The 17,751-nt window shown below is 59.9% G+C and carries 16 protein-coding genes and 1 tRNA gene; 4 read left to right on the top strand and 13 right to left on the bottom strand.

Annotation, left to right across the window (positions count from 1 at the left end; genetic code table 11):
- Positions 1-196 precede the first annotated feature (196 nt).
- Positions 197-439 carry a hypothetical protein gene (locus WKF55_14220; protein MEJ7760736.1) on the bottom strand — a complete coding sequence of 81 codons (243 nt, stop codon included), beginning with the start codon at positions 437-439 and terminating at the stop codon, positions 197-199.
- Between the two features lie 147 nt (positions 440-586).
- Here WKF55_14220 and WKF55_14215 point away from each other — a divergent pair, with 147 nt between their 5' ends.
- Positions 587-736, top strand: coding sequence for a hypothetical protein (locus WKF55_14215; GenBank protein MEJ7760735.1), 150 nt, complete (start codon positions 587-589; stop codon positions 734-736).
- Positions 737-806: 70 nt separating this feature from the next.
- Positions 807-1,226 carry a DUF1801 domain-containing protein gene (locus tag WKF55_14210; protein MEJ7760734.1) on the top strand — a complete coding sequence of 140 codons (420 nt, stop codon included), beginning with the start codon at positions 807-809 and terminating at the stop codon, positions 1,224-1,226.
- A 64-nt stretch (positions 1,227-1,290) separates the two neighbouring features.
- Here the strand turns inward: WKF55_14210 and WKF55_14205 are convergent.
- The 3 genes from WKF55_14205 to dnaK form a co-directional block, all read right to left on the bottom strand.
- A tRNA-Leu gene (locus WKF55_14205) sits at positions 1,291-1,372 on the bottom strand.
- Positions 1,373-1,513: 141 nt separating this feature from the next.
- Positions 1,514-3,094 carry a trypsin-like peptidase domain-containing protein gene (locus WKF55_14200; GenBank protein MEJ7760733.1) on the bottom strand — a complete coding sequence of 527 codons (1,581 nt, stop codon included), beginning with the start codon at positions 3,092-3,094 and terminating at the stop codon, positions 1,514-1,516.
- An 88-nt stretch (positions 3,095-3,182) separates the two neighbouring features.
- Positions 3,183-5,114, bottom strand: a complete 1,932-nt coding sequence (gene dnaK / locus WKF55_14195) for a molecular chaperone DnaK (GenBank protein ID MEJ7760732.1) — start codon at positions 5,112-5,114, stop codon at positions 3,183-3,185.
- Between the two features lie 152 nt (positions 5,115-5,266).
- Here dnaK and WKF55_14190 point away from each other — a divergent pair, with 152 nt between their 5' ends.
- Together WKF55_14190 and ppk1 are read left to right on the top strand one after the other, a co-directional pair.
- Positions 5,267-6,022, top strand: coding sequence for a rhomboid family intramembrane serine protease (locus WKF55_14190; protein ID MEJ7760731.1), 756 nt, complete (start codon positions 5,267-5,269; stop codon positions 6,020-6,022).
- A 13-nt stretch (positions 6,023-6,035) separates the two neighbouring features.
- Positions 6,036-8,171 (top strand): polyphosphate kinase 1, encoded by a 2,136-nt coding sequence (gene ppk1, locus WKF55_14185; GenBank protein ID MEJ7760730.1) that lies wholly within the window; start codon positions 6,036-6,038, stop codon positions 8,169-8,171.
- Here the strand turns inward: ppk1 and WKF55_14180 are convergent.
- The 9 genes from WKF55_14180 to WKF55_14140 all read right to left on the bottom strand — a co-directional run bounded on the left by WKF55_14180 (position 8,168) and on the right by WKF55_14140 (position 17,651).
- Entirely contained in the window at positions 8,168-9,778 is a 1,611-nt protein-coding gene (locus WKF55_14180; GenBank protein MEJ7760729.1) for a Ppx/GppA phosphatase family protein, read from the bottom strand. The two genes, ppk1 and WKF55_14180, sit on opposite strands and share 4 nt — an antisense overlap.
- A gap of 270 nt (positions 9,779-10,048) precedes the next feature.
- Complete coding sequence (phoU, locus tag WKF55_14175) at positions 10,049-10,735, bottom strand: phosphate signaling complex protein PhoU (GenBank protein ID MEJ7760728.1); 687 nt, start codon at positions 10,733-10,735, stop codon at positions 10,049-10,051.
- Positions 10,732-11,538: a phosphate ABC transporter ATP-binding protein PstB gene (gene pstB / locus WKF55_14170; protein ID MEJ7760727.1), complete on the bottom strand. Its 807-nt coding sequence runs from the start codon at positions 11,536-11,538 to the stop codon at positions 10,732-10,734. Before pstB (WKF55_14170) ends, phoU begins: the two co-directional genes overlap by 4 nt.
- Complete coding sequence (gene pstB, locus WKF55_14165; protein ID MEJ7760726.1) at positions 11,535-12,362, bottom strand: phosphate ABC transporter ATP-binding protein PstB; 828 nt, start codon at positions 12,360-12,362, stop codon at positions 11,535-11,537. Before pstB (WKF55_14165) ends, pstB (WKF55_14170) begins: the two co-directional genes overlap by 4 nt.
- A gap of 7 nt (positions 12,363-12,369) precedes the next feature.
- A complete protein-coding gene (gene pstA / locus WKF55_14160) occupies positions 12,370-13,245 on the bottom strand; it encodes a phosphate ABC transporter permease PstA (GenBank protein ID MEJ7760725.1) in 876 nt (291 codons plus the stop codon).
- A complete protein-coding gene (gene pstC, locus WKF55_14155) occupies positions 13,215-14,138 on the bottom strand; it encodes a phosphate ABC transporter permease subunit PstC (protein MEJ7760724.1) in 924 nt (307 codons plus the stop codon). Before pstC ends, pstA begins: the two co-directional genes overlap by 31 nt.
- A 62-nt stretch (positions 14,139-14,200) precedes the next feature.
- Positions 14,201-15,262 carry a phosphate ABC transporter substrate-binding protein PstS gene (gene pstS / locus WKF55_14150; protein MEJ7760723.1) on the bottom strand — a complete coding sequence of 354 codons (1,062 nt, stop codon included), beginning with the start codon at positions 15,260-15,262 and terminating at the stop codon, positions 14,201-14,203.
- Positions 15,263-15,533: 271 nt separating this feature from the next.
- Positions 15,534-16,154, bottom strand: a complete 621-nt coding sequence (locus WKF55_14145) for a hypothetical protein (GenBank protein MEJ7760722.1) — start codon at positions 16,152-16,154, stop codon at positions 15,534-15,536.
- Between the two features lie 72 nt (positions 16,155-16,226).
- Positions 16,227-17,651 (bottom strand): hypothetical protein, encoded by a 1,425-nt coding sequence (locus WKF55_14140; GenBank protein ID MEJ7760721.1) that lies wholly within the window; start codon positions 17,649-17,651, stop codon positions 16,227-16,229.
- Between the last annotated feature and the right edge of the window lie 100 nt (positions 17,652-17,751).

Raw genomic sequence — 17,751 nt, 5'->3', positions numbered from 1 at the left:
AGGTCAGGTCAGACTTTCGTAGTGAGCGCGATGAAGCGAGTGGCAACGAATCTGGCTCAAGCGCATCGGCAAGCCCAGGTTCAGTTAGTGTCGGCAAGTTTGCTACGTGATATACAAGGGGCACCAAAACCAGGCAATGTCAATTTCCTGGCTGCCAGATTGCCACCGAAACCATTCCGCTCGAATTCCACCTGCATCATTTGCCTGAGAAGGTGTGGCGCGCGCTCACGGACCCGTACGGCTCACCTGGTGGCTCCTTCCCATGGTCGAGCTCAAGCTTGAACCGCGGGCCGCGTTCATGTTCAAGACGCAGCCGTACCCAGGGTGGGACGGCATCGTGAACTGCCGGGTCGACGAAATCGTAACTCACAGGAAGCTCAGACGTGATTGGCCTCGACACCGTCGTAACCTTCACGTTCACGCCCACCGCATAGGGCACACACCTCACCTTCGTGCAGTCGGGTTTCGAGGCGGACCAGAACAAGGAGTTCGGCGGTGGGCGCTACGGCTGGAACATGATGGGCGCGAAGCTTGTCGCGCTGCTCGAGGATCCCCGGAGCCGGTCTATCCTGTTGAACAGAAGCAAATGGTTTTCGGCAGACCCAGCCGCTGGCTGTCTATTGCCTTCACGGTGACCGTCATCGCCAACCTCGTCGCCATGGCAAGGGGGAAGTCCTCCCTCTGGCTGACCTACTCGCCGCTGCTCCCGCTCGCCTGCTCCTGTTCAGCGGTCTGAACTTGTTCGTGCTGCCGTATGCCACCAAGTGGCGCAGCGGGCGACCCACTGAAACTTCCACGATGAGAACATGAAAAAGCCAGGCGACAACCAGGCCCAGTCAGCATCGGAGCATATCTCGGAAAAGATTGCCGACCTTGGCGACTGGCGTGGGGAAACCCTTAGCAGAATGCGCAAGCTTATCAAGGAGGCAGACCCGGATGTCGTCGAGGAGTGGAAGTGGATGGGCACTCCGGTGTGGTCGCACGACGGGATCATCTGCACCGGCGAATCCTACAAAAAGGTCGTGAAGCTCACCTTCGCGAAGGGCGCGTCTCTGCAGGATCCGGCCGCTCTCTTCAACTCAAGTCTCGACGGAAACACACGCCGCGCGATCGACATCCACGAAGGGGAAGTGATTGACGAGTCCGCCTTCAAAGCGCTCGTTCGCCACGCGGTCACGGTAAACAGTTCCGGCAAGCCGAAATCTTCGAAGAAAGCGAAGTCCTGAGGAAATCCCCTCGACGGGGCTCAGCTGTCAATCTGGATCAAGCAAATGGCCTCCGAAATCATCATGCGAAAGGGGGGACTCGAACCCCCACGGATTGCTCCACTGGATCCTAAGTCCAGCGCGTCTACCAGTTCCGCCACTCCCGCATCGCAGTCAAGATAGCCCGCGCTTCTGCAACAAACAGAACGCCGACGCGTTCGAATGCGTCGGCGTCAGCAACAAGTAACTAGACGGGCGAAATCATCTGACCCTTCCCCCGTCTATCTCCTACACTCGCTCGTCGCCCCTTACTCGCCGATCCTGATGTTGACAACACGCTCGTTCCCACCCGCTGCGATATTGCGAACATTCAGGCTGATGTAATCACCCGAACGCAGCCGCCCAAGAATCTGCTGAAGCTCGGCAGGAGTTCTGACTGGCCGCCGCGGGGCAGGGTAAAGCACCTCGAAAATCACGTCCTGTGTGCTGAGTTTCCCGTACGACGGGCCGAGCGGAATAACTTCAGTCACCAGTACTCCGCGCCGGTTCGCTGCCAGATTCGCAGCCGTCGCAATGTCTGCAGGAACTGGCTGGAGAGTTACCCCGAGCGCAGCGTTGGTTGAGCTCGTCGGCACGAGGGCCGCCGTCGGCGCCGCGCGTGCCGCCGCAGCAACCCGCGGAGCCTCGACGAGCTCGGTCAGCTTCACGTCGAACGACTTTTTCTGGCCGTAGCGCATTACTTCGAGCTTCACACTCTCGCCGGGAGCGTGATTGCGCGTAATCCGCTGCAGCGTGTTCACGCGGTCGACGCGCTGACCATCAGCAGTGGTAATAATGTCACCCGCCTGCAGCCCAGCCCGCTCCGCGCCACTCGTCCCCGGCGGATTGAATCCGTCAACCTTCGCACCGTGGATCTCCTTCATCCCGGCAACGGCAGCGTCTTCAGGAGTGACCTCGCGAATCTGAATGCCGAGCACCCCCACACGCACCCTGCCGTGCTTGATGATGTCGTCCATCACCTTTCGGGCGAGCGTAATCGGAATTGCAAAACCGTACCCGGCGTTGACGCCGGTCTGGCTGGCGATGGCGCTGGTGATTCCGATCGCCTCGCCTCGCTGATTGATCAGCGGGCCGCCGGAATTACCCGGGTTGATTGCGGCATCGGTCTGAATCAGATCGGTGATGGAATAATTGTTGGTCGATCCGCGCCGGTTGAGAAGGCCCCCGAGACTCCTGCCCTTCGCGCTGATAATTCCAGCCGTGACAGTAAAATCGAAACCGAGGGGATTCCCGATGGCGAGTACCCATTCGCCAACGCGGCTATTCACGTCATTGCCCAGAGGAAGAGTCGGGAAGCCGCCGCCCTCGATTTTTATCACAGCGACGTCGGTCGTCGGATCGTTGCCGACAACCCGCGCCTTGTATGTCCGGTTGTCCAGCATCTGCACCGTCACGCGGTCGGCAATCGTGGTCCGGTCACTCATCGTCACCACGTGATTGTTGGTGAGGATGTAGCCGTCCTTCGAGACGATGAAACCCGAGCCCGACCCGGTCTCGACCTGCGGCACCTGCCCCCCGAACTGGTCGAACAACTCCTCCATTCCCGGAGGAATCTGCATCCCCTGTGGCAGCTGTCTGCGTCGCTGCGTCCCAGCGGCGGAAGGCCTGCTCTCGACTTGAATGGAAACCACGGCCGGCGTGACATGATCGGCAATGGACACAAACGCATTGCTCGCCTCGACAAGCGGCGCCGTCGTCGACGTCGAGGGACGGCTCTGAGCCAACCCCAACCGTGACCAGTCAAGTCCGCCCGACGCGATAACCAGGCCGCCGATGAACGCAACAGCGACGGCCAGGCCCAACCGTGCCTTTGAAGAAAGAGAAGACATTGAACCACGCACCTTTAAAGAAGTTTGATCCACGAAATCTAAGACACCGGCCGGCCCTCGCAGGTTTCAGCCGGTGTCGCTGCTACGCTTATTTCTTATCGTCGACGATTTCGTAATCCGCCTCTACCACATCGTCAGCCGGTGCTGCATTCCCAGCACCGGATTCGGCTCCATCCGCTGTTTCAGCCGCTGGCTGACTCTCGCCAGCTTGCTGCTGATAGAACGACTGGCCCGCCTCGCTGAACACCTTGGTCAGCTCTTCCTGCGCCAACCTGATCTCGTCCATGTCGTCGCCGCGCAACGCCTTTCGGGCCCGCTCGATCGAAGCGTCGATCCGCGTCTTGATGTCTTCGCTGACCTTGTCGCCCCATTCCTTTACATTCTTCTCGACTTCGTAAGTCATCGAGTCCAGCCGGTTACGGGCGTCGATCGATTCGCGGGCTTTCTTGTCCTCCGTGGCATTCTTTTCCGCGTCCTTCACCATGCGATCGATCTCGGCGTCAGACAACCCGCTCGATGCCTCGATCCGGATTTTCTGCTCCTTGCCCGTCGCCTTGTCCTTCGCCGTCACATGCAGGATACCATTGGCGTCGATGTCGAAAGTCACCTCGACCTGGGGCATTCCCCGCGGTGCAGGCGGAATGCCCGTGAGCTGAAACTTGCCGATTGTCTTGTTGTAAGTCGCAAGCTCCCGCTCGCCCTGCAGAACGTGAATCTCTACGGTGGTCTGATTGTCGTCGGCAGTCGAGAATGTCTCGCTCTTCTTCGTTGGAATAGTGGTGTTGCGCGGAATCAAAACCGTAGTTACGCCACCCAGCGTCTCGATCCCCAGCGAAAGTGGTGACACGTCGAGGAGCAGCACGTCTTTCTGCTCGCCCGTAAGCACCGCGCCCTGGATTGCTGCCCCGATTGCAACCACTTCATCGGGGTTCACACCCTTGTTGGGCTCCTTGCCGAAGAACTTTTTGACAACTTCCTGAATCTTCGGAATCCGCGTCGAGCCGCCGACGAGTATCACCTCGTCGATCTCGCCCGGTTTGAGGCCGGCGTCCTTCAACGCCTGCTCCATCGGCGGAATCGTGCGCTGGATAAGGTCATCGACAAGCTGCTCGAACTTGGCACGCGACAACTGATAGTTCAGGTGTTTTGGACCACTCTGGTCAGCCGTAATAAACGGCAGATTGATGTCGGTGGACTGTGTAGTGCTCAACTCCATCTTCGCCTTCTCACCAGCCTCCTTCAGGCGCTGGAGGGCCATCGGATCCTTGGACAGATCGATCGCCTGGTCACGCTTGAACTCGGTGACCAGCCAGTCGATTACCCGCTGGTCGAAGTCATCGCCGCCAAGGTGCGTATCCCCGTTCGTGGACTTAACCTCGAACTGTCGCGAACCTTCGACGTCGTAAAGCTCGAGCACCGAGATGTCGTAAGTGCCGCCGCCAAGATCGAAAACCGCAACCTTCTCGTCCTTCTTCTTGTCCAGTCCGTACGCCAGTGCCGCCGCTGTCGGCTCGTTGATGATCCTGAGCACGTCCAGTCCGGCGATCTTGCCGGCATCCTTCGTCGCCTGCCGCTGGGAATCATTGAAATACGCAGGGACGGTGATAACGGCCTTCTCAACCTTGTATCCCAGATAATCCTCAGCGGTCTGCTTCATCTTCTGAAGGATCATCGCCGAAACTTCAGGCGCCGTGTAGCGTTTGCTCTGAACTTCGACGTTGGCAAGGTCGTTGCCACCAGAAACGATCTTGTACGGTACCCGCGACGTCTCCTCCTTCACTTCATCGAGCTTGCGGCCCATGAATCGCTTGATGGAGAAAACAGTATTCTGCGGATTTGTAACGGCCTGCCGCTTGGCGATCTGCCCAACAAGCCGCTCGCCGTCCTTGGTAAAACCGACAACGGAAGGAGTTGTCCGCCCACCCTCGGCGTTAGGGATGACAACCGGATCGCCGCCCTCCATCACCGAAACGACGGAGTTCGTCGTACCCAGGTCGATTCCAATAACTTTATCTGCCATTTAAACCTCTTTAATGGTTATGCTTTGAACGATGCAGACTGTTAGCGCAAAGGATGAGCCGTTAATCGCTGCCAAAGTGGCACACTTACCACTCCCCGCGGCCAGTTCGATATGACCGTCGGCAACCGCGTTGGACTACTGGCCAGGGCGCCATGTTCCCCATAGGCGACGAGCACGAGACGCTCCGAACACCGGTGATGACGTACGCGATTATCGCGACTATCATCGCCGTCTGGTTCCTGATTCAGGGCGCGGGCCTGCCCGGCAGCGAAGAAGCACTCGCGACAAGCGTCTGCAATCTAGGCATGGTGCCCGGAGAGCTGACACGACAGGCGGCAGTAGGCACCGGCATCCCTCTGGGCAACGGCTGGGCGTGTGTTATCGACCGGGAGCAGATAAACGTTGTCACCCCCATCACATCGATGTTTCTCCACGGGGGCTGGGGCCACCTGCTCGGCAACCTGCTCTTTCTGTGGGTATTCGGAAACAATATCGAGGACAGCATGGGGCGGATCCGTTTCCTCGTTTTCTACCTGCTTTGCGGTGTTGTGGCCGCGTTAGCCCATGTCCTCGTTCAGCCGGGGTCGCCGGTCCCGACTGTGGGTGCATCCGGGGCGATCTCCGGAGTCCTCGGGGCATACCTGGTGCTTTATCCAAAAATCCGCGTCAAGATGCTCTTCATCTTTATCGTCTTCTTCAAGGTGTTCCGTATTCCGGCGTGGGCGGTGCTGCTGTGGTGGTTTGTGTTGCAGGTGATCACTGGTCTTCCGGAGCTTACGTCAGTTCGGCCGGAAGTGTCGGGAGGCGTCGCTGTATGGGCTCACGTAGGAGGTTTCGTCGCCGGCGTGGTACTCGTCAAGGTTTTCGAGGATCGCCGATTGGTGGCCCGAAGGGCAGTGCCCGCTTAAATTGGCTGAGCGTATGACAACGGATCCGTCGCTTTTCATCAACCGCGAGCTGAGCTGGCTCGAGTTCAACGCACGGGTGCTTCACGAGGCATTCGACGAGCGGAATCCGCTGCTCGAGCGCGTAAAATTCCTCTCGATATTCAGCACTAATCTGGACGAATTCTACATGGTGCGGGTGGCAGGGCTGCGCCGCCAGATTGCTGAAAGGATGCAGTCACAGGCGCCGGATGCGATGAGCCCCCAGGATCAGCTCGACGCCATCCATGTGCGGGTTTCGGAGCTCGTCGCCCTCCAGCGCAGCTGTCTTCACGACGAGTTGCTGCCCGCGCTCGCCGGCCACGGGGTGCGACTGATCACCATGGACGATCTGAGCACCACCGAATGGCAGACCATCGATCAGTATTTCGAGTCTCACGTGTTTCCGGTGCTCACCCCGCTAGCGGTCGATCCGAGCCACCCTTTCCCGTACATCTCGAATCTGTCGCTGTCGCTCGCCGTGCAGCTTCGGAATCCGATTACGGGTGCCGAAGAATTTGCGAGAGTGAAAGTTCCGAGGAGCCTGCCGCGCTGGATCAAGATCGGACCCGGGCATCATTTCATCGCGCTGGAACGGGTAATCGCGGCAAATCTGTCGGCGCTTTTCCCCGGCATGGACATACTTGGGTCCAATGCCTTTCGCATCACGCGCTATTCTGACCTCGAGCTGGAGCTGTCGGAAGAGCCCGAAGACCTTATGGAGCTCATCGAAGAGCAGGTCTTCCGGCGCCGCTTCGCGGAAGTGGTGCGTGTAGAGATCGAAAGTGGCACACCGCTCAAGCTGCAGGAACTGCTGCTCGACGAGCTTCGTGATGATCAGGCCGAGGATCTGCCTGCACTGCCGAATATCGAACTGGTTGAGACCGGGCCGTTGCTCGAGTTGAGCGATTTCATGACCATCGCCTCACTCGATATCCCGGAGCTGCGCGACCCGCCGCTGGTTCCGGTTGTCCCCCGCGAGCTTCGGGATTCGTCACGGTCGATGTTTGCTCTTATCAGGGAACGGGATATCCTGGTCCACCACCCGTTCGACTCGTTTTCTGCATCGGTTGAACAGTTTATCACCGCGGCCGCGCGCGACGAGAACGTGCTTGCGATCAAGATGACGCTGTATCGAACGTCCGGCGACACGGCCATTGTGCGCGCACTCACCGAGGCGGCGCAGCGCGGAAAACAGGTTGTGGTGCTGATCGAGCTGCAGGCGCGATTCGACGAAGCGAACAACATCAGCTTCGCAAAGACGCTGGAAAGCTTTGGCGTCCATGTGGCCTATGGACTCGCGGGCCTGAAAACCCATACGAAAACCACGCTCGTCGTTCGCCGCGAAGGAGAGCGCATCCGGCGTTACGCGCACATTGGAAGCGGAAACTATAACTCCAAAACCGCGAGAGTGTACACCGACATCGGCCTGTTCACCTGCAGCCCGTCAATTGGAGCAGATCTGAGCGACCTTTTCAACGCGCTCACTGGATTCTCCCGCCAGGACCTGTATCGCAAGCTGCTCGTCGCGCCCGGCGGGATGCGCCGTCGGTTTCATGAGCTGATCGACCGCGAAACGAAATTTGCGGAGGCCGGTGAACAAGGGCGCATTATCGCGAAGATGAACGCGCTCGTTGATGCGGACACTATCGAAGCACTTTACAGGGCTTCGAAGGCAGGAGTGGAGATTGACTTGATCGTGCGGGGTATCTGCTGCCTGCGACCCGGCGTTCCCGGTGTGAGCGATCACATTCGCGTCATCAGCATCATCGGCAGATTCCTGGAGCATTCCCGAATCTTCTATTTTGGGAATGGCGGCAGCCCGCAGATATACTTTGGCTCGGCAGACTGGATGCCGCGAAATTTCGACCGGCGTGTGGAGGCAGTCGCGCCGGTCGATGACCCGAACCTGCATCCGAAACTTCGCTCACTTCTCGAAACCTGCCTCGGCGATAACCGTCAGGCGTGGGAGCTCGACGCGGACGGCTCCTATGTGCAGCGAGTGCCGCACGACAAGCCGCAGCGGGCAACGCATACCGTTTTGCTCAACGACAGCTGGGGAATGAAGGCGCCCGAAGCGACTGACTCCCAGGCCGATGGAGCCAGCTCCATGCGCCGCGTGGCCGACCGCTAGTCGACGCGACTGCCGTCGTTGTCGTAGGAGAACTTTTCTCCATCCGGACCGATCACTTCGACCGGTACGCCAGCCAGCTCCGACAACATCCCTGACTTCTTGCTGGCTCCCCAGAGCTCCAACCGTATGGTTGTCGCACCAGGCGCCGGTATCGCAGTCAGCCGCAACACGCGGCCCAGCCATCTAACGCGAACCTGATCGACCGCTGATGCATGTCCACGGTCGAATCCATCCGCAACCCGGAGAATGGCGGCGAGCCGAATGACCCGCGCACGCGCCTCAGCATTGAGCGGCCCGAAATTCTTGTGGGAGCTTCGCGGATCCGCGCCCCGGTGATACCGCGCGACATTGGCGACAAGCACCTGCTCGGCCGGGGTCATGCCAAGAAGATCGGCGTGCGAGATGAGATGGTAAGAGTGCTTGTGATGCTTGTCGTAGTTGATGTGGTATCCGATATCGTGCAGCAGTGCGGCGTCCGAAAGTATCTGACGCTCATCCGGTGAGCACCCCAGGCGCGTGCCGATGGAGTCGAACAGACGAAGCGCAAGTTTCTGTACGTGGCGCGAATGAGGCTCTTCGAACCGGGAACGTTCCGCCAGCTCCCGTACTGAACGCTCGCGCGCCTGCCCATGGTCGGCCGGCCTCGGTTTGACCTTCGCCAGCTCCAGCAGTATCCCCTCCCGGATTCCATAGCTCGAGACCACCAGATCTCTCGCTTCGAGGCGCGCCACAACCTCGGCAACTACTGCAAGCCCGGCGACAATTATGTCGGCACGCGCAGGGTTGAGTCCGGCCGTCCGCTGGCGCTCTGTCTGCGACAGGCTTTGCAGCGAGTCGACGATGTGCTCCAACTCGACTCTCGTGACTACCGTTCCGTGAACCGTTCGTGCGGTGTTCATGCCATGACGCGCGAGCACCATACCGCCGAGGTTGGTAAACGTCCCGCCGGACCCTATCACCTGCGCGCCGCGCCAATCCTTGACGGAAAGTTCTTCCTTGAGATTCCGCTTCAGCATCCGCCGCAGTTTTTTCATGGCGCGTGGAGTAACGCCGTCGGAGAAATAGCGCTCGGTCATCCGGATGGCTCCAAACGGCAGCGAAATCATGTGTTCGACCAGGCCATCCGCACTTAGAATCAGCTCCAGCGACCCACCGCCGATGTCGATGACTACCGCGCGTCCCGAGCCGAGGTCGAAATGTGCGAGCGCGCTTCTGAAGCCGAGGCGAGCTTCGTCTTCGCCATCCAGCACCACTGGACTCAATCCGGTTTCCGCCCGCACCCTGTCAAGCCATTCGACACCATTCGCGGCTTCTCTCACCGCACTGGTTGCCACCACCCTGATACGCTTTGCGCCAAGTTGGGTGGCGAGTGTCGACATGCGGGCCAGTACCGCCAGCGCCCCGTCCATTGCCGCTTCGCTGAGCCTTCCGGTTTCATGAATGCCGGCGCCAAGACGGGGCGCGGCTTTCATTTCATCAACGACGCGTATTGCGCCACTCGCGGAAACGTCGGCGATGATCTGGCGAATGGAGTTCGATCCGATGTCGATCGCCGCAATACGTACGCTGGCGCCGCGGCGTCGCAGCTGTGGGCCTGTTGTTATCACGACAGCATGAAATCTGGTTACTGAAAAGAAGGAGTTCGAAAGCGAACCAACCCGTGAAAGCTAACAGGGTTTACCGAATCGATCGCGCTGGTTGCAACGGGAAAAAACCCGGACGGTGGTTCCGCTTCCCGGACGACTTTCCGCGGCCACGTGTCCACCGTGTGCGACTATGAGAATGCGCTCGTTACGAGTCTCTACGGCTTCCACAGGGCAGCACTGTCAAGCGGGAAACGTCTCAAGTAGCGACCTTCAGCGTCCGGTAATGCCTGTCTAATCTTCGAAGTGATGCTTGATCTGCTTGCCTTCGGCGAGGTAAACGGCATCTTCGCCAATGTTCGTTGCGAGATCTGCGACCCGCTCCAGGTTTCTGCTGACGAGCAGAAGCTCGAGAGAGGGAGTAATTGTCCGCGCGTCTTCCATCATGTGCGTCAAAAGAATTCGCAGGACTGAATTGTTGAGTGCGTCAACATAGTCATCTGCCTTGCACACTTCGCGGCCAAGCGCTCCGTCGGCGCGCGTGAATGCGTCGAGTGAATCGCTCAGCATCGCCCGCGCCCGGCGAGCCATGTCCTCGATCTCGGGATCGGTTGCGAGCAGCGTATTCTGGTCGATCAGGCGCAACGCGCACTCGGCGATATTGACGGCGTGGTCCCCGACTCTCTCGAGCTCGCCCGAAACCTTGATAGTACCAATGATGAAGCGGAGATCGCGGGCCATTGGTTGCTGAAGCGCAAGCAATGCTACCGCCCTCCGCTCGACCTCTACCTCGAGGAGGTTCAAAACGCGGTCGCCGGCAATGACCTCTTCTGCCACATTTCTGTCGCGGTCGATGAGTGCAGTAATCGAACGTTCAACGAGATGCTCTGCCTGCTCGGACATGTCCAGCAGTCGCTGCTTCAACTGAGCGAGCTCGTCGTGAAAATGGCGAAAGCCCGTCGTCGGCTCGACAGATGTCATCCAAATCTCCCGGTAATGTACGCGTCCGTGCGTTCTTCGCTGGGGCTCGTGAAGATCGTGTCAGTCGCTCCTGTTTCGATCAACTTCCCAAGGTAGAAGAATGCAGTATATGTCGACAGGCGTGCAGCCTGCTGAAGATTGTGGGTGACGATCACGACCGTGAGCTCGGACTTGAGCTCAAACAGAAGCTCTTCGATCTTCTGCGTGGCAAGCGGATCCAGCGCACTTGCCGGCTCGTCGAGCAAAAGGACTTTCGGGCTGTTCGCTAGGGCTCTTGCAATGCAAAGCCGTTGTTGCTGGCCCCCGGACAATCCCAGGGCGCTCTCGGTCAGACGATCCTTGACCTCCTCCCACAGCGCAGCGCGGCGAAGTGATCGCTCCACCAGGGCATCCAGCTCGCGCCGCGGCGTTCTGCCATTGATCCGCGGCCCGTACGCGACGTTGTCGTAGATCGACTTTGGAAACGGGTTCGAGCGCTGAAAAACCATCCCGACTCTCGACCGAAGATCGACGACGTCGACGCCCGGGGCGTAGATATCTTCCCCGTCTAGGGTGATTTCGCCCTCGCGGCGCACGCCGGGAATGATCTCGTTCATGCGGTTGATGGACCGCAAAAATGTCGATTTGCCGCACCCTGAGGGGCCTATCAGCGCAGTAATGGACTCGCCCGCGATGTCGAGCGCAATCGAATGAAGCGCCTGTTTTTCGCCATACCAGAACGAAAAATTCTTTGCGCTGACCGCTGTGCGGGTTTCAGCCGGCGGCTTTGCTCCAGCCGGTACGACGATGGACGACAAGGTCATCCGAAGCGGCCCGTCACGTACGCTTCCGTACGCGAATCGGAGGGATTCGTGAATAACTGGGTCGTCGGCGATATCTCCACCAGCTCGCCGGCGAGCATAAACGCAGTGCGGTCTGAAACCCGCGCCGCCTGCTGCATGTTGTGGGTTACGATTACCACTGTAATTGCCTTTCTCAGCTCGTACACCAGTTCTTCTACGGTCTGCGTGCTCAGCGGGTCGAGTGACGCCGTTGGCTCGTCGAGAAGCAATACCCGCGGCCGGGTCGCCAGAGCCCGGGCAATACACAGGCGCTGCTGCTGTCCACCTGAAAGCGCCACGGCACTGTCGCGCAGCCGGTCTTTGACTTCCGTCCAGAGACCGGCGCGTTGCAGCGCATCTTCGACAATCCCGTCGGCCTCCGCCCGGGGCGGAGCATTGCGTCCCATGATCCGCAGACCCGCGGCGACGTTGTCGCGAATCGACATTGTCGGAAATGGCGTCGGCCGCTGAAAAACCATGCCGATGTGACGCCGCACCGCTATCGCGCTCGACGAGTCACCATAAATGCTGTTTCCGTCGAGCGTCACCGATCCGCTCACCTTGGCGAGGGAGATTGTCTCGTGCATCCTGTTGAGACACCGGAGCAGCGTAGATTTGCCGCAGCCCGAGGGACCAATGATCGCTGTCACCTCGCGATCCGGAAATGCAATGGATACGTTGCGTACGACGTGACTCTCGCCGAACCAGGCGTTGAGGGCACTCGCGGACAGGCAGGGCTCCGCCTTGGCAGACGTCACCTCGCGCCCGGTGTCCACGTGCCCGGCATCCACGCGCTCGGTCTCCACGCCGGGCTCAGTCTCCGGCGGTTCCGAAGCGCGATCTTGTTGCGTAGCGGGCAGCAAGGCTGATTACGAGTACCATTGCGATCAGTACGAGTGCTCCTGCCCAGGCCTGGGCGTGGGCAGTGTCGTACGGGCTGATGGCATAAGTGAATATCTGTAGGGGCAGGGCCGCGATCGGCTCGGTGAGCGACGTCGACCAAAATTGATTCCCGAGCGCCGTGAAAAGAAGAGGCGCCGTTTCACCGGCGATTCTGGCCACGGCGACGAGGGCGCCGGTGACTATCCCCGGCATCGCCGTCCGAAGAATAATCGTGACCGACGTGCGCCATCGTGTATATCCGAGCGCCAGTGCGGCTTCGCGGAGAGAGGTAGGGACCAGCCGTACCATCTCTTCGGTGGTTCGGGTCACTAGCGGGATCATCATTGCCCCGAGCGCCAGACCGCCGGCCAGCGCGGAAAAGTTTCCGAACGGGCGAACGAGGAACTCCCATGCAAATATGCCGATGACGATAGATGGGAGCCCATTCAAAACGTCGGAAAGAAACCGGACCGTATTGGCCAGCCGGCTGCCGCGATGTTCCGCGAGATACAGGCCGGCACCAATTCCTATCGGCAGGCCGATCGCCGATGCGATGGAAACCAGTATCAGCGTTCCCACAATGGCGTTTGCCATCCCTCCGCCCACTTCTCCGATAGGCATTGGCATCTGGGTGAAAAACGCCGGCCGGATGAACGCGGCGCCTTTCCGCAGCAAATAGAGGATTATGAAAAGCAGCGGAAGTGTCGCTATCGCCGCCGCGACATAGGTCAGACCCAGCATCACGACGCTGGTCGCGTGACGTCTCTGCCTGCCTCTCATCTCGCCGACTTCCTTGTCACCTGCCACACCAGCCAGCGTGCGAGCGCGTTGACGATCAGAGTGATGACAAACAGCACAGCGCCCACCGCCATCAGGGCGGACAGGTGAAGGTCGCTGGTAGCTTCCGTAAACTCATTTGCGATAAGCGAGGCCATTGTATACCCGGGGGCGAACAGTGACGCTGATATCTCCGGCCTGTTCCCGATCAGCATTGTCACGGCCATCGTCTCGCCGAGCGCGCGGCCGAGTCCCAAAATTATGCCTCCAATGATTCCCGACCGGGCGTACGGCAGCACCGCATCGCGGATCATCTCCCAACGGGTAGCTCCCAAAGCGAGCGCCGCCTCGCGCTGCGACCGCGGCACTGCGAGTAAAACTTCCCGGGTAACGGCTGATATGAATGGCAGGATCATGATGGCCAGTATCAAGCCGGCGGCGAGCATGCTGTAGCCATAGTTGGGACCACTGAAGAGCGGAGTGCTGCCAAGTCTCAGTGTGTCGCTCAAAAACGGCGCGATCGGATCTCGCAGGAGCGGGATCAGAACGAAAATTCCCCAGAGTCCATACACGACGCTGGGGATGGCTGCCAGAAGGTCAACCAGGAAGCCCACCGGTTGTCTGAGCCACGGGGGTGCGATCTCCGAGAGGAAGATAGAAACACCGATGGCGAGCGGCGTCGCGATAAGGAGAGCAATCGCGGAAGAGACGATCGTTCCGTAGATGGCGGGCGCAGCGCCGAACTTGCCGCGGGCAACGTCCCATTCGCTCGAGGTGATAAATGAGAAGCCTGCCTGCGAAAGTGCAGGCCACGCTGCAATACCGATCGAGATCGCGATCAGCACGAGCAACAGCGGAATCGAAACAGCGAAAGCAGTGGTAATTGCGTGATAAACGCGGTCGCCGCGCGCCGATGCTTCCATCCTCATCGGTTTTGGGGCAGCCCCCTTCGGGGCGCCCACGGAAAGCGGGGCGGTCACATCGGTCACGGCGTCGTGCCGATCTTTATCGAGTCGAGACGTCCTTGCAGGCTGGTAAGCATTGACTCGGGAAGCGGTGCGTAATCGAGTGAAGCCGCCTGTTTCTCTCCTTCTGTGAGCGCCCATCGGAGAAAGTCGACGAGTTTCCGTCCCTTCACGCTGTCGGCCTGCTGCGCGTAAGCCAGAATCCAGGTGAATGAGGAAATCGGATAGCTGGCCGCGTCAGGCGCGTTTACGATGGAAATCCTGTAGTCCGTGTTTGCGGGAAGCGCTTTGGCCACCGCCGCTGCCGCCGCTGTCATCCCTGCCGGCGACGGCAACACGAACTGGCCGGCAGAATTCCGGATCGCGGCAAACGCGAGGCGGTTCTGTTTCGCGTACGCGAGTTCGACGTAGCCAATTGCGCCGGGTGTCTGCTTGACCTGTCCCGCCACGCCTTCATTGCCCTTTCCACCGAGACCCACCGGCCAGGGCACTTCCTTACCGCGACCGGGCCCCGCAACCCACGCAGGACTCACTGCTGCCAGGTAGTCGGTGAAAACGAACGTCGTGCCGCTGCCATCACTTCTATGGACAACAAGTATGTCGCTGCCTGGCAGCTTCACTCCGGGATTCGATGCCGCCAGTCGGGGGTCGTTCCACTTTTTTATCTTTCCAAGGAAGACATCTGCAAGCACATCGCCGGTAAGCTTGAGGGGCGCAGAAAGCTCAGGCAGGTTGTAGGTGATAGCGATGGCGCCGAGCACCGTTGGAATGTGGAGCACTGGGCCTTTCGCCTTCGCAATCTCGTCGTCCTTCATCGGGCTATCTGATGCGCCGAAGTCAACCGTGCCCTCGGAAAACTGGCGAATGCCGCCGCCCGAGCCGATCGACTGATAGTTGATGCGAACGCCTTTCGCGGTGGCGTAATCCGCAAACCACTTCGAGTACAGTGGATATGGGAACGTGGCACCAGCGCCTGTGAGATCGACAGACCCGGAGCCGGACGCACGTCCCTCGCCGCCGGACTGATCAGGGGCGCATGCGGCGAAAATGAAAGCGAAAGCGACACTTAGCCAACGATTCACGCTGAGCTCCTTGGAATGATTACACGACAAATTTTGATGACGCAGTTTGCGGAATGCGCCGGCAATGCGGGCGCCGAGGCGGGACTACCAGGGTAAAGCTAGAGTCAAAGGTTGGATCACATCCGCCACGGTCGTAACAAGAATGTCACAACTGCGCGCCAGTCGCCACGACGCCGGCATCCAGCCCCGGAGCCTCAACCAACGGGCTTCCTTCCGGTGACCCTGCGTCAGATGCCTGCCGCAGGTGCTGCCCGACGCCGGGGAAGGCGAATCAGAAGTCGTTGGCGAACGAGAGAATCTTGAACCGCCCGTTCCGCTCGATAATCGCCCCGAACAGCTTGCGAGTCACCGCCGTGGATGATCCAGGGTCGGTGAAGCTCACTGCGCACTCTCTCCAGATCCGGTTGACGCCTTCCGTGAGAGCATCACCACACCGGTAGCCAGTCACTTCGAGACTGCGACCGCCAAGTCGCTGGATCAGTCTGACGCTACCCTTCCGACTGTTCTCGACACTGAGCAGCCACGCGATGTCCGGAGCCAGCTCGTATGGCTTGGTGGCATACACGCTGGTTGGGTAGTAGAGGTACGCGTACTCGGCGCGGGTGATCAGCGTTGCCGCCAGGCCGCTGCTATCGTTCCGTTCCAGCAGGCCGATGACGAGATTGACGAGAGAATCACGAGAAGGAGCGGCGGTGCCCAGCTCCGTCACGACTGCAAGGCCTTCACGAAACCGGCGCAGAGATTCCTCGATCGGGAGGATGCTGTCGACGGTGGAACCGGGTGCAGGGTGGTTCCCCGGTGCGGTACCCGGCATGGGAGCATCGGTCCGGTTACATGCGAGTACCGCAATGACAATAGCAGCGGCGAGAAAATGGTGTGTAATCGCGCTCATCGATTCATTATAAAGAGAAGTGGCTGGTACCCAGGGGGCACCGGCCATTCCCTGGAATGTTGCGCGATGCTGCTAGTTGCGAGCGTAGTTTGTCCAGCCAGCCCACCACTTTGCGCCCGCCGGATCCGCCGCGCCGCGATACGTGGTGCCCGTCACGAAACCGCCGGCCTTGGTGGCGGTGGTGCCGGTGAAAGCGCCCGTGCCGCCCGTCCTTGCAGCGGCAGCCGCAGAGAGGCTCCAGTCGAGTGTGGCTGTAGTCGGAGCCGAGGGGAGGGAAGTGAAAAGCGAAGCAGCGGTCGTGGCTGTTGCCGCAACCTCGATATTGTTCGTCGTCATGTTGACCGTGCCCTGCACGGTGGTTCCCGATGCGGCCTGGAAAGCCGGTCCGTTGTTCGCAAGGTACACGTTCCGAATGACGAGCGATCCATCAGCGATGCGATCAAGAGTGGTCTGGTCCCGGAGGCTCATCGCCGCTCTCGGCCACCTGGCTACCACGCCGTTCACGTAATGCCCGGCGGTGCCGCGACGGAGCATCATGCCTATCCCGCCTGACGTGGCGTCAACGACACCCTCGCCCGTTCCGACAAGCGTGAAGTTGGCGAACATCGGATCCGTGCGGGGCAGCGAAGTTTGTCCGGCAAGACAATTCGCACCAGCACACCCATCGTTCTCGATCCCCTGTGGATCGGACGATAGTGTGCCCGCTGCGGGACGTGCGTCAGGACGTATCGACTGAAACGCAACGAGGAACTGATTTCTGCCGGTGTACCCCTCGGAAGCATCGAAGTGGTCGTCACCCGATTCGTAGGAAACGAGATACTTCGCGTCCACGGCGCCCCCGAACCACTCGAACGAGTCGTCAAGGCCGTAGAGGGACTGAAGGTAGGAAAGCTGGGTACCGCTCCCCAGCGCGGCGAAGGTAAAGCTGTTGAGTTCCGCATCAGCCGCAGTGGCGAAACCCGCAAACTCCACTCGGACATAGCTCAGGGTGCCGCTGTTGTCGGAGTTGTTGCCACCACCGCCGTAATTGACCTGTGGGTTCGAGGCGCCAGTGCCCGTTCCTTCCAGTATTGTCGGATCGGCGCGATTGATGACGCCATTGCCGACAATGATGAGGCCGCCCCAGTCGCCCGCCTGGCGCCCTGTCGAACGCTCGGACGTGAAGACGATCGGCCTGTCGGCAGTGCCGACGGCGTTAATTCGCGCGCCGCGGAGCACGAAGAGTGAAGACCCCGGCACATCGAAATCGCCAATGATTTTCGTTCCTGGTTCGATCGTCAGCGTGGCGCCGTTCGCGACCTTCACGAAGCCGGAAAGAGTGTACGTCGTCTCGGCACGGAATAGCCGGTTGGCGGTGATATCGGCGGTAATGGTGGATGATCCAGCTGGAATCGCTGGATCGGGAGGTCCGAGCGGATCCTGCTCCGAACAGGCGACGAAGGCAGCGACGAGGGCAGCAAGACCAGCAAATTGTGACGCGCGAAGACGGTTCATCATCGGTATCCGTGTTTGGACGGGGAAGGAAAAAGACACGCGACTCAAAGCAACGAGTCGCGTGTCTCCTGACTGCACGGACGGTGTCACGGACGCGTCACAA

The organism is Gemmatimonadaceae bacterium, from assembly GCA_037721215.1.
In the GTDB taxonomy this organism is placed as follows: domain Bacteria; phylum Gemmatimonadota; class Gemmatimonadetes; order Gemmatimonadales; family Gemmatimonadaceae; genus UBA4720.
This window is presented reverse-complemented; position numbering and strand designations above follow the sequence as displayed.

Excerpts from the sequence above, each read along its gene's own strand:
- WKF55_14215 (MEJ7760735.1), top strand. The coding sequence starts at position 587 with ATGGTTTTCGGCAGACCCAGCCGCTGGCTGTCTATTGCCTTCACGGTG.
- WKF55_14210 (MEJ7760734.1), top strand. The coding sequence starts at position 807 with ATGAAAAAGCCAGGCGACAACCAGGCCCAGTCAGCATCGGAGCATATC.
- WKF55_14200 (MEJ7760733.1), bottom strand. The coding sequence starts at position 3,094 with ATGTCTTCTCTTTCTTCAAAGGCACGGTTGGGCCTGGCCGTCGCTGTT.
- dnaK (MEJ7760732.1), bottom strand. The coding sequence starts at position 5,114 with ATGGCAGATAAAGTTATTGGAATCGACCTGGGTACGACGAACTCCGTC.
- WKF55_14190 (MEJ7760731.1), top strand. The coding sequence starts at position 5,267 with ATGTTCCCCATAGGCGACGAGCACGAGACGCTCCGAACACCGGTGATG.
- ppk1 (MEJ7760730.1), top strand. The coding sequence starts at position 6,036 with ATGACAACGGATCCGTCGCTTTTCATCAACCGCGAGCTGAGCTGGCTC.
- phoU (MEJ7760728.1), bottom strand. The coding sequence starts at position 10,735 with ATGACATCTGTCGAGCCGACGACGGGCTTTCGCCATTTTCACGACGAG.
- pstB (MEJ7760727.1), bottom strand. The coding sequence starts at position 11,538 with ATGACCTTGTCGTCCATCGTCGTACCGGCTGGAGCAAAGCCGCCGGCT.
- pstC (MEJ7760724.1), bottom strand. The coding sequence starts at position 14,138 with ATGGAAGCATCGGCGCGCGGCGACCGCGTTTATCACGCAATTACCACT.
- WKF55_14145 (MEJ7760722.1), bottom strand. The coding sequence starts at position 16,154 with ATGAGCGCGATTACACACCATTTTCTCGCCGCTGCTATTGTCATTGCG.
- WKF55_14140 (MEJ7760721.1), bottom strand. The coding sequence starts at position 17,651 with ATGATGAACCGTCTTCGCGCGTCACAATTTGCTGGTCTTGCTGCCCTC.